The 11078-nt window shown below is 41.8% G+C and carries 9 protein-coding genes and 1 pseudogene; 3 read left to right on the top strand and 7 right to left on the bottom strand.

All coding sequences use genetic code 11. The annotated features are described in order from the left end of the window. Window positions 1–2245 (top strand): annotated as a pseudogene (locus ACM0OX_RS03060) (PBS lyase); the annotation flags it as partial. A 406-nt stretch (window positions 2246–2651) separates the two neighbouring features. On the opposite strand, the gene ACM0OX_RS03055 reads toward ACM0OX_RS03060, so the two are convergent. From ACM0OX_RS03055 to thrS, 3 genes are all read right to left on the bottom strand, one after another. Further along, the gene (locus tag ACM0OX_RS03055) at window positions 2652–2762 is read right to left on the bottom strand and encodes a GMC family oxidoreductase N-terminal domain-containing protein (protein ID WP_414512972.1); all 111 of its coding nucleotides are present in this window, start codon (window positions 2760–2762) and stop codon (window positions 2652–2654) included. A gap of 292 nt (window positions 2763–3054) precedes the next feature. Then, entirely contained in the window at window positions 3055–3531 is a 477-nt protein-coding gene (locus ACM0OX_RS03050) for a hypothetical protein (RefSeq protein ID WP_414512970.1), read from the bottom strand. 440 nt (window positions 3532–3971) lie between these two features. After that, window positions 3972–5807, bottom strand: coding sequence for a threonine--tRNA ligase (thrS, locus tag ACM0OX_RS03045; RefSeq protein ID WP_414512968.1), 1836 nt, complete (start codon window positions 5805–5807; stop codon window positions 3972–3974). Window positions 5808–6289: 482 nt separating this feature from the next. Between thrS and ACM0OX_RS03040 the strand changes: the two genes are divergently transcribed. Both ACM0OX_RS03040 and ACM0OX_RS03035 read left to right on the top strand, forming a co-directional pair. Continuing rightward, the gene (locus ACM0OX_RS03040) at window positions 6290–6607 is read left to right on the top strand and encodes a DUF2605 domain-containing protein (RefSeq protein ID WP_414512966.1); all 318 of its coding nucleotides are present in this window, start codon (window positions 6290–6292) and stop codon (window positions 6605–6607) included. A gap of 306 nt (window positions 6608–6913) precedes the next feature. Further along, on the top strand, window positions 6914–7243 hold the full coding sequence (locus ACM0OX_RS03035) for a DUF2973 domain-containing protein (RefSeq protein WP_414512964.1): 330 nt from the start codon (window positions 6914–6916) through the stop codon (window positions 7241–7243). 174 nt (window positions 7244–7417) lie between these two features. Here ACM0OX_RS03035 and ACM0OX_RS03030 read toward each other — a convergent pair whose 3' ends face one another. The 4 genes from ACM0OX_RS03030 to ACM0OX_RS03015 form a co-directional block, all read right to left on the bottom strand. Beyond that, complete coding sequence (locus ACM0OX_RS03030; RefSeq protein ID WP_414512962.1) at window positions 7418–7663, bottom strand: hypothetical protein; 246 nt, start codon at window positions 7661–7663, stop codon at window positions 7418–7420. A gap of 46 nt (window positions 7664–7709) precedes the next feature. Further along, entirely contained in the window at window positions 7710–7985 is a 276-nt protein-coding gene (locus tag ACM0OX_RS03025; protein ID WP_414512960.1) for a hypothetical protein, read from the bottom strand. Window positions 7986–8286: 301 nt separating this feature from the next. Next, window positions 8287–9810: a chlorophyll a/b binding light-harvesting protein gene (locus ACM0OX_RS03020; protein WP_414512958.1), complete on the bottom strand. Its 1524-nt coding sequence runs from the start codon at window positions 9808–9810 to the stop codon at window positions 8287–8289. Window positions 9811–9893: 83 nt separating this feature from the next. Then, a complete protein-coding gene (locus tag ACM0OX_RS03015; RefSeq protein WP_414512957.1) occupies window positions 9894–10952 on the bottom strand; it encodes a chlorophyll a/b binding light-harvesting protein in 1059 nt (352 codons plus the stop codon). Window positions 10953–11078: the final 126 nt, after the last annotated feature.

The raw sequence follows: 11078 nt of genomic DNA, 5'->3' as shown, positions 1-11078 counted from the left end.
AAATCTGGGAGAGGCAGCCAAACCCTACGTCAAAGACATTCTCGATTTCCTCAAGGATAAAACCGTTAACCCTTATGTTCGTTCCCGTGCAGCATCGGCATTGGAAAATTTGGGAGAGTCTGCCAAACCCTACGTCAAAGACATCGCTGACATCCTCAAGGATAAAACAGTTGACTCAAATGTTCGTTCCAGTGCAGCATCGGCATTGGGAAATCTGGGAGAGGCAGCCAAACCCTACGTCAAAGACATTCTCGATTTCCTCAAGAATAAAACCGTTAACCCCTATGATCGTTCCGGTGCAGCAGAGGCATTGGGAAATCTGGGGGAGGCAGTCAAACCCTACGTCAAAGACATCATCGACATCCTCAAGGATAAAACCGTTGACCCCTCTGTTCGTTCCTATGCAGCATCGCCATTGGGAAAGATACAACAACTCAACCTGAATAATATTGTTGTAATTCTGGATAGCATCTATTACGCAGGTCAATCAGAATTTGCACAGTGGCGATTTTTGACATATTTTCTGAGTGGCGGCACAGATGAAGTCAAAACACTGCTTACATGGCTGGGTTTTCCTGAGACGAAAAAAATTCCTGTTTCATTAAGCCACGATCGCGGTGATAAAACTCTCAAAATCTTTGCCCAAGCCTGGGAACCTAGCCAAGGTTTTCCACGATTACGCGAAGACTTAGCAAAGCAAATTGCTGTGGTTGCGAGAAAAGTCCATTGGAAACCGCAAGATATTGTTATTTTAGAAACTCATTACAACAACCTCAAAAACGCCCGCTACAACGAAGCTGATTCGCTGCAATCAGTAATAGTTAACCTCAAAACTTGGCAGTGGTTGTTCAACGCCAGAACAACTATTTTGATTCATGCTGCCTTTTGGCTTGCCCTCATCTTCGCTTATCCCAAATTTCCCCAAGTTCAAGCCATCTTCTTCTGGAACCCTTGGGTGAGGCGCATTCTCGGTGTCGGCTACGTCGGCTTAATTCTCACCTGGGTTCCCTTTTTCCGCGAAAAGTTATTTGAACCCTTCAAGCCTTCCCTACTAGCCGATGCCGGGTTGGATAATTTTAACCCCGAAGCTTACTTCCCAAATTCTAAAGTGAAAGTTCCTGGTGTCGAGGAACCCGTACCAATTACTCAAGTGCTACCTAACATCAAAGGACAAGTCATTTTGGAAGGTGATTCTGGCTTGGGTAAGTCAATGTATCTGCGCTATTTGGTAAAAACTTCTGGGCGGCTTGTGGTTTATCTACCTGCACACAAATGTGACAAAGGGGTAATTGAGGCAATTCAAGCCAAGCTGCACGGACAAGCACAAGATGCTGATTTTCTCAAGAACTTAATTTACAGTGGCGCATTAGATATTTGCATTGACGGACTCAATGAAGTTACCGCCGACACTAGGGCAAAAATCTGTCAGTTTGCCGAAAGCTATTTCCGGGGTAACATCATCATGACCACCCAACCCCTAGAGTGGACACCACCCTCAACAGCCAAAATATATAAATTGCTGCCCCTTGAGGAACCGCAAATTCAGCAATTTCTGATTTCCCGTCAGCCACGACTGCCCAAAAATGCCAAAGTTCAAGGTACTGATTATGAGCAAGCCACTGCTAGTTTTTTAACCAAAGCCCTCAGTAATCAGCAATCACCACAAGAATTAAGCGCCATTGAGAAGGTTCTCTCTAACCCAATGGATTTAACTGTGGTAGCCCTGATGCTATCCCAAGGCGAATACCCCGATTTGTTTCACTTGCAACAACATCAATATCAATTGATGGCAGCAGAATATTTGCAAGAGTGGAACCAGGAATTTCCCCTGAAAAAATTTTCCGATGCTGTCTATCAAATGCGGCTGAAGGATGAGCAAGCGTTACCTGCGGATGAATTTTACCAGGTATTACAGTCATTGGAAGACGATAAATATAAAATGGTTGTCAGCCGTCAGTGGCAAGACGAAAAAGGCGAAGCCAAGAGAGAATGGTACTTTCGCCACGATAAGATTATGGATTTCTTTTTGGTGCAGAACTTTCTCGGCGAGAGTGAGGAAGCTAAAAACCGTCTCATTGACCACATGGACGACCCTCGTTTTCGTGGTGTCTACTTTTTGCTAGCAACTTTACTCCCGTTAGATGCTGCCAAAGAACTGAAGGAAAAATTAGTTCAATACGCCGCCGATACCAAAGACCATACTGTGAGTGATACCTTTGTGCAATTGTTGCGGCCAAGGTCGTGATATTAATTCGTAATTCGTAATTCGTAATTCGTAATTCGTAATTGAGAAAGAGACTTATAGTCTGAGGGAAAATTTTTGATTTAATTAAAATGAGTATTTTAGCTCCATTAATGAGTCTTTGAACTCCATTAATGAGTCTTTGAACTCCATTAATGAGCCTTTGAACTCCATTAATGAGCCTCTGAACTCCATTAATGAGCCTCTGAACTCCATTAATGAGTCTTTGAACTCCATTAATGAGTATTTTAGCTCCATTAATGAGCCTCTGAACTCCATTAATGAGTCTTTGATATTAAATATATTGCGATCGCAGCTTAAAACAGATAAATTTAGGCAGAGCGATGTCTGACCACAAGCCGCTCTGCATCTACGCCGACACCAGCCAAATCAACGACTACAGGAATATCTAGCGATCGCAGATGTTCTGCATTACAATTCCAGACAGCATCAGCACTTTAGGTGAATCCAACGCGCCAGCACTGAGAATAACTTCCTGATTTACAAAGGTTTGGTGCATCGTCATGAGTGGAAACTAGATTTCCAATTTTGGAAATAAGAGCCATTACTGCCTTTAAATGCTGCGAAATAACTGAAATAAAAATCTGACCTTTCACGTCATATAGAAAAACTAATGCTAAACCTAAACCCTCAGCAAGTTTTCTTACTAGGGAATGGAAGCGAGGTTTTCTAGATAATAGTAAAAAGTCAGATATTAGAATGAGTGGAAAAAGAGATTGTGTTTGTCCTACTACCAGGTAGAATTAATACTCAGTTCACCTGGAACTAAGCTTAATAAATGGGCAAAGGAATTAATCACGACCCCAGTTGCGATCGCGCTCATAGCGACGGTTATTGTCATAAATGTTGCGAAGGTTATTATCGCGCTCATAGCGACGGTTATTATCACGCTCATAACGGCGATTGTTATCGCGCTCATAGCGACGGTTATTATCGCGCTCATAACGGCGATTATTATCGCGCTCATAACGGCGATTATTATCGCGCTCATAACGGCGATTATTCTCGCGCTCATAGCGACGGTTATTATCGCGGTCATAACGGCGATTGTCACGAATGTTGCGAAGGTCGTTCTGGCGGTCATAATCACCATTTCTGTAGTGGCGACTGTGACGTTCGTAGTTACCATCATCGTTGCGTTGATGGCTGTAGCTATCTAACTGAGCAACATCATACGTTGGTGTATTAGCATCAGCTTTTGGAGAAATAGCCAAAGCTGAAGCAGATGCTATCAAGCCGGCGAGCAAAATAGAAGTAAAGCGGTTCATGATGTGAGTCAAAAATTATTGACAGTAATTTATGCAAGTCCAGTCTGTTTAGGAAGAGCAGATTCCACAAGTCTTTAAATCAATCCTAACAGTGTTGAATAACTCGAAAAGTTTTCTTGGGTGCGGTGGTTGAGAAAAGTTTTGTTGTTTGTGATACTTTCTGACCTTCCAAATCCCATAAAAAGTTAAAATTAAAATGAGTCTTTAAACTCCGTTAGGAGCCTTGCAAAAATAATTTGAATAATTTTGATGGGGAAGTTAAGCTCACAAGTCGTTCCAGATTAAATTTGTACAACTTATTTTTACATGATGCCTTAATGAGCCTTTGATATCAAATACCTTACGATCGCATCCTTACTCAAACCTACCAGCTAGCTAATGCTCCAATCCACGAAAAAAACGCACACCAATTATAATTAGTGTGCGTCTGCGGTTAGATTTTAGAAATTCTCGAACTTAGCGATCGCATCCTTCATTTTATCCACCACCTCATCTACAGGGATAACTCCCAATTCCCCAGAGGCGCGGGTACGTATACTCAAGGTGTTGGTTTCCACTTCCTTCGCTCCCACCACTGCCATCACGGGTATTTTTTCTTTCTCTGCATTGCGAATCTGTTTACCCAAGCGATCGCCACTGGTATCAACTTCTGCACGGATGCCCAATGCTCTCATCTTCGCCACCACATCTTTAGCAAAATCTAGCTGTGTATCACCCACTGGCAGTAATCTAGCTTGCACTGGCGCTAACCACAAAGGGAAATCACCTGCATATTCTTCAATTAAAATCCCAATTAGCCGTTCCAACGAACCAAAAGGCGCACGGTGAATCATCACCGGGCGTTTGCGAACACCATCTTCGGCAACGTACTCTAAATCAAAGCGTTCTGGCAAATTGTAATCTACTTGTACAGTTCCTAATTGCCACTCCCGTTCTAAAGCATCACTGACAATAAAATCTAGTTTTGGCCCGTAGAAAGCTGCTTCTCCAATTCCCTCAAAATGTTCCATTCCCAAGGTTTCAACAGCCCGGCGAATAGCATTCTCAGCCTGATTCCAAGCTTCATCAGAACCGATATACTTATCACTAGCTGGATCGCGGAAACTCAGTCGTGCTTTGAAATTCCCCAATTGCAAAGTCTTAATCACTGACAAGATCAAATCCACTACCTTGAGGAATTCGTTGTCTAACTGTTCTGGGGTGACAAATATGTGGGCATCATCTTGAGTGAAACCCCGCACCCGTGTTAAACCACCCAATTCCCCTGATTGTTCGTAGCGGTAAACAGTACCAAATTCTGCTAGCCGCATCGGTAGTTCCCGATAGGAACGCAACTCACTTTTATATATTTGGATATGAAAAGGGCAATTCATAGCTTTGAGAACAAAGCCTTGTTCCTGGGCAGCAGCTTCCTCATTTTCTGCCATCATCGGGAACAGATCGTCTTTATATTTCTGCCAGTGTCCAGAGGTTTTAAATAAATCCACTCTGCCAATATGAGGGGTGACAACCTGCTGGTAGCCACGTTTGATTTGTTCTTGCTTGAGGAAGTCTTCTAAAGTACTCCGCAACAAAGTACCTTTGGGTGTCCATAAAGGTAAACCCGGCCCTACTTGGTCAGAAAATATAAATAATCCTAGTTCCTTACCCAGTTTCCGGTGATCTCGCCGTAGCGCTTCTTCTTTGCGTCGCTTATATTCAGTGAGTTGTTCTGGGCTTTCCCAGGCGGTGGCGTAGATGCGTTGTAGTTGGGCTTTAGTTTCATCCCCACGCCAATAAGCGCCAGCAACGCTTTCTAGTTCAATTGCTTTCGGGTTTAATTCACTGAGATTTTCCAGATGAGGCCCCGCGCACAAATCCCACCATTCATTCCCCAGGTGGTAAATCGTGATGGGTTCATTTTTGATATCTGCTAAAATTTCTAGCTTGTAAGGTTCCTTAATTTCCTGAATCCGGCGTTCGGCTTCTTCGCGGCTGACTTCTTCCCGAATTACTGCCAGTTTGCGATTGATAATCTTCGCCATCTCTTTCTTGATGGCTTTGAGATCGTTTTCGCTAAATGGTTCTGGGTTGTCGAAGTCATAGTAAAAACCGTTTTCAATCCAAGGGCCGATTGTAACTTGTGCCTTGGGAAACAGCTTTTGTACCGCCATTGCCATTACATGGGAAGCAGTGTGGCGAATCTTTTTTAAGTTCTCCGATTCGCTGGTACGCGGTAAATAAATTTTTTCAACTTGTTCTGACTGTTGTGACTGATTTGATGAATTTGGCGACATTGGCTGCTGAACCGTTGGCGAAGTGATTACAAAAGTTGATTTATCTGAATCTGTAGGCTTATTCAACTATAACGACTTTGGTTAAGTAGTCATTTGTCCGTTGTCATTTGTCCGTTACAAATAACTAATGACTAATAACTAATGACTCCGCATAGCGGTTTGATTCTGAGTCCTGAATTTTGACTCCTGAATTCTTCTTCAATCCAAAAATAAAGATAAATTTTTGATTTGTTACCTGAGTGTCAAATTCAGGATTGCCCGCGCTCGCTAAATTATCTTATGAATTGCAACTCGGTGTCATATATACCTATAGTTACCTCTCCAAAGGCACTGTACAAACCAGATATCAAGACTATATAATAAATTTTGTGCCCTTTGTTACAAAATTTCACATCACGAAATTATGAGAGAAACCCAAAAAGTATTAAGAAAGGTAAATAACGTTAATATTAGTAAGCAAGTTTGAAATATCTCTCTCATTTATGTCAGACTCAAATTTACCAGGGACAGAGTTGCTGAAAACGGTTTTAGATCCGCTGCTGGAAGATTTTCAGCATTGGTTTACGCGATCGCGCCATTTACTCGAAACTGAGGAATTATCATTTATGAGTCACCAAGAGCAATCTGACTTGCTCTTGCGGGTCAAACAAGCGCAAGATGAACTAAATACGGCGAAGATGCTATTTAATGCAACTGATAAACAAGTCGGAATTGATATGGCAACGTTAATGCCTTGGCATGAATTAGTGACAGAATGCTGGAATGTCGCAATTCGCTTTCGTCAAGGACGTGAAGTCTAAGCGCAAAGTTTCGGCAGACTACTTAGCGATGTCTCAAAACTAGCCAAGGAAGCGTCTACGCAAGATGGTAAATCAGTCGTTAAAAAGATAGTAGAAAACTCTTAACAATTTCTTAACATTAACTGGATTAGCAAAATAATGTATCCTATGCTACCGTAAGTGGAATAACGGTTGACAAATAGCTTCATATAAATGTAAGCGCCTGAAAAGTGCGTAGAATACTCGTCTTAACTGTGAGTACAGTATCGGCGAAAAAAAGCGTTACAAAATAAAGTTTTAAAAATTGCTGTTCTGGAGGAAAATTCAATGTTACATCTGCTTTACATTCTTGCTTTTACAATCCTTGCATTTATAGCTGTTGGCAACTTAATCCGTAACCTGATTATGTTCAGTTTCGATCGGGAGCGAACTTACCCGACGAACTCCTCGCCAATAAATAACCAAGGAAACTATGGTTATTATTCGTCAAAGAAACAGTTTGTACCCCATCCAGAGTTATTAGATAGCGCTGGCAACTTAATTAAAGAGCCACTTTTGGTAATGCGTTCAATTAACGTTGAAGATGCGCGTCAACATCTCGATGCACTTTACGAAGCATCCCCAGGACATAAAAGAGATAATTCCGAAGAAGCATAAAAAAGTAGAGACGCGATTAATCGCGTCTTTTAGCAATTTGGGTGTAAATGATTGTTGTTTTTACATCCTTAATTTTTTTAGTAGAAATTTATTCCCATATCAATCAGTCAATGTAGCTTTTTTGCATTTTGTTAAAATACTCGCGATCGCAGGCGGATACAATTTTCATTCTATTTAGCGAATTTCCAACTCTTTTTTAGCACTTTTCAACTGTCTCCAGAGGATGTGAATTTGTTTGTAAGCCTCTTCTGGAGAAAGTTTACCACTAGTTTGGAGGCTGCAAATGTAGTTTACCCGTTGAGAAAAATCTTGAAGACTAGCATTAAATACTAGATACTCTGGTTTAAATTGCCCATAATATGGACTACGAGGATATAGAAAATCACATAGTTCGGATAGTAAATCAGGTTGTCGGTTCATAAGTATTTAGAGTATTAGGGATTAGAAATTATCTAATTGGAAAATTTTAACAAAGCTTTCGCGCACCCTTTTGACAAGCATTACAGAAAGAAGTTTGAGGTTGAAAGTCGAGACAGCCAAAGGCTTCCTCAGAACAAGCTTTCATTGGATGTACAGTACACTTAAGGCGATAGTCATTAGTGAAATATTCACAAGCATGACAAGGAATTTCATGTAGCTTTTTTAAATAATTTATCCCTTGTTTTAAAGTAAACCAGATACTCAAAACAAAGAAAATCAAAGTGGCCCAAGCAAATGAAGCACAAAAAATTGTAGCCAGCATAAGTCATCCTCCTAAAGATTAGAAATAAAATGCCCGCAGTCAAATGCTTTTAACCGCAGGCATGAAATATTATTTAGCTGTTGTTGAGCGAAACTAAAATAACTAAGTCAGTAGGTAGACATAAATCAATATGTCATTGCCTAAGCAATCTAATTATTAACTTGTTGACATTGGGATTACCGTATATATGCATTTCTCACTAGGTGGGTTTATTGATATAAATACTGATTTAATCAGTACTTAATTTCACTAGATACTTTACTGTAAAGACGTAGCATTCTACGTCTTTACATCATGGATACTAAATCGAGTTAATTGCGATCGCACCGAATAAAGCAACACTAGTCAATAGCAGATAAGCGAAGATTGCTCCACCAATTCCACCAATCAAGAAGCCCTCAGTAAATTGACTCCATTCGGCGACAGTATTGATGCTCTGTGGCACTTTGGCAACTGTTGCAACCGCAACCGATCGTGAATAGATTTCCTGTTGTCTTTCGTAGCTAGTAGTGCCATAAAGCGAAAAACCAATTGTCAGGATGATAATCAAACTGCCTGTGGCTAGTAAACCAACCAAGCTGCCCACATTAGAATTGCGTAATAAACCTAATGAACCTAACGTAGCAAAGGGGCCAACTAGCCAGTAACCATGAGCCATGCCAATTTCTAATCCCCGCCACAAAGCAGATATACCGGGGCGGTAAATTGGCAAGTATTTGAGAAACTTCAGCGTCAAATCGGAAGAATTGACTACGGTTACTTGATTACTCGTTTGGCGCTCTACACGTGGAGGCTGAACCATATCACCATTTTTAAAATCAAATCCGCCTGCGATCGCACGAGCGCGGAGAGCGTGCCAAATGTGACCTAACAGAAATATGAGCGCTAGGACAAAATGGAAAGTTACCAACCAACCACGAGCAGAAACTATACCAGCAGAAGTTTCTATAGCTCTAACTGGGCCATAAAAAACTTCGGGATAGACAGTGTTATTGACTGATGCAAAATATGCTGCTAAAAAGCCCATGTATGCTACAGCACCAATGCTGTAAGATAAATACGCTTCCCCTGAGTAAATCAAAACTCGGCGTGCCCAAGCAAATGGCTTAGTCAAGATGTGGAAAATACCACCGCCAATTAACATCAAACCAACCCAGATGTGACCGCCAACAACATCTTCCAAGTTATCAACAGCAGCCAATCCCTCTGAACCCCAAGCCCCAAATAGGTAGCCAAAAATGCGGAATGGGTTAAGTGTCGGATGATTGATTACCCTAACATCTCCACCGCCAGCTACCCAAGGATCAAACAGTCCACCCCAAAACACCGCCTTAGCAACTAAAGCCAAAGCACCCAAACCTAAAAGTGTTAGGTGAATGCCCAAGATGGTTGTCATCTTGTCTTTATCTTTCCAGTCATAGCCAAAAAATCCAGCCCAAGTGGGATTATCTTGTAACACTTCTGGCCCCAGCAGAGAGTGGTAAATACCACCAGCAGCCAGAATTACTGAAGGTATCAGATGTAAAACGCTGATTACAAAGTAGGGATAGGTGCTAATAACTTGCCCACCAGCACCGACACCCAAACCTAGAGTTGCTAGATGAGGCAGTATGATTAACCCTTGCTCATACATTGGCACATTAGGATTGAAGCGCGACAATTCAAACAGCGTCATCCCTCCAGCCCATAACAAAATCAATGCAGAATGGGCAATATGAGCGCCTAGTAATTTTCCCGATAAATTAGTGAGACGAAAGTTACCAGCCCACCAACCAACATCAGGTATTTGTTGCTTATATGGGCTATCTTCAATTACTGCTGTCATTTCCAAAACTCCTTGAGAATATTTAGCAATATTGTTGAGCTTCTGCTTCCAGACAATTGCAAACTTATTGCATTAAAGTGAATTTAGCTAATTGGTTGCGGAATTACCGCCTCCTGACTCACCCTACCTTTGCGAAAATCGAACCCACGCGCCCGCAAGGCGTGCCAGATATGACCTTGGAGAAAGAAGAAAGCTAACCAAAAATGGGCATTAGCTAACCAAGTCCGGGCAGTTACAAGGTCAGGGTCAGGTGATGAAAAGTACGGCACGATATTCTGTCTAACCACGAGCGCCGGCCCATAAAAAACTTCAGGATATACAGTGGTGTTTACTGATACAAAGAGAGTTGCAATAAAGCCCATCAGTGCCAAAGCGCCCAGACTGTAAGAAAGGTAAGCTTCTCCAGACCAAACAAATAGTGGATGCGTCCAGGTAAAGGGCTTTGTCACAATGTGGAAAAGTCCACCGAAAATCAATATCGCACCAACCCAAATGTGTCCGCCAACCACGTCTTCTAGGTTGTCAACGCCAGCAATCCAAAACTTACCAATTGCGCCAAACAGATAACCAAAAATGACGGCCGGGTTTAATGTTGGATTTGCAATTACCCGCACATTTTCAACATTTGGGTCGTACAAACCCCCAAAGTACATTGCTTTGGCGACTAACAAGAATGCACCACAACCTAGTAAAACTAGATGTATACCAAGGATTGTGGTCATTTTACCCGTGTCTGACCAGTCGTAGCCAAAGAAAGGAACTCTACCTTCCAATTTTTCCGGGCCACGCAGGGAATGAAAGATTCCTCCGAAACCCAAAAAGGCTGAAGAAATTAGATGTAAAGCTCCAATTACAAAGTAGGGATAAGTATCCACGACTGCACCATTTGCGCCAACACCCCAACCTTCAGTAGCTAGATGAGGTAGCAAAATTAAGCCTTGCGAGTACATCGGTTCTGCTGGATTAAAGTGGGCTAGCTCAAATAAAGTCATAGCTCCTGCCCAGAAAACGATTAGACCAGAATGAGCGACGTGAGCGCCTAGTAATTTGCCTGATAAGCTGGTGAGTCTGGCGTTACCAGCCCACCAAGGCGAGTCAGTAAGGTCTTGCTCTACCGACAGAGGACTTGTAGAAGTTGTCATTTTACATCTACTTTCTATTGAGAATCTTATTCAATAACTTTTAAAAAATAGTCTACACTAAAATTTCAACTAATGAAAGAAAGTCTCATTAATAATCTTCGATCCGTTTCTAGTGGCGGTTGATGC

The sequence above is a fragment of the Nostoc sp. PCC 9305 genome (genome assembly GCF_963920915.1).
Lineage (GTDB): Bacteria > Cyanobacteriota > Cyanobacteriia > Cyanobacteriales > Nostocaceae > Nostoc.
The sequence above is the reverse complement of the archived record's forward strand: the minus strand, read 5'-3'. Positions and strand labels throughout refer to the sequence as shown.

Bases quoted from the DNA above. Each gene is read 5' to 3' on its own strand.
- ACM0OX_RS03055 (WP_414512972.1), bottom strand. From the start codon at position 2,762: ATGCACCAAACCTTTGTAAATCAGGAAGTTATTCTCAGTGCTGGCGCG.
- ACM0OX_RS03050 (WP_414512970.1), bottom strand. From the start codon at position 3,531: ATGAACCGCTTTACTTCTATTTTGCTCGCCGGCTTGATAGCATCTGCT.
- thrS (WP_414512968.1), bottom strand. From the start codon at position 5,807: ATGTCGCCAAATTCATCAAATCAGTCACAACAGTCAGAACAAGTTGAA.
- ACM0OX_RS03040 (WP_414512966.1), top strand. From the start codon at position 6,290: ATGTCAGACTCAAATTTACCAGGGACAGAGTTGCTGAAAACGGTTTTA.
- ACM0OX_RS03035 (WP_414512964.1), top strand. From the start codon at position 6,914: ATGTTACATCTGCTTTACATTCTTGCTTTTACAATCCTTGCATTTATA.
- ACM0OX_RS03030 (WP_414512962.1), bottom strand. From the start codon at position 7,663: ATGAACCGACAACCTGATTTACTATCCGAACTATGTGATTTTCTATAT.
- ACM0OX_RS03025 (WP_414512960.1), bottom strand. From the start codon at position 7,985: ATGCTGGCTACAATTTTTTGTGCTTCATTTGCTTGGGCCACTTTGATT.
- ACM0OX_RS03020 (WP_414512958.1), bottom strand. From the start codon at position 9,810: ATGACAGCAGTAATTGAAGATAGCCCATATAAGCAACAAATACCTGAT.
- ACM0OX_RS03015 (WP_414512957.1), bottom strand. From the start codon at position 10,952: ATGACAACTTCTACAAGTCCTCTGTCGGTAGAGCAAGACCTTACTGAC.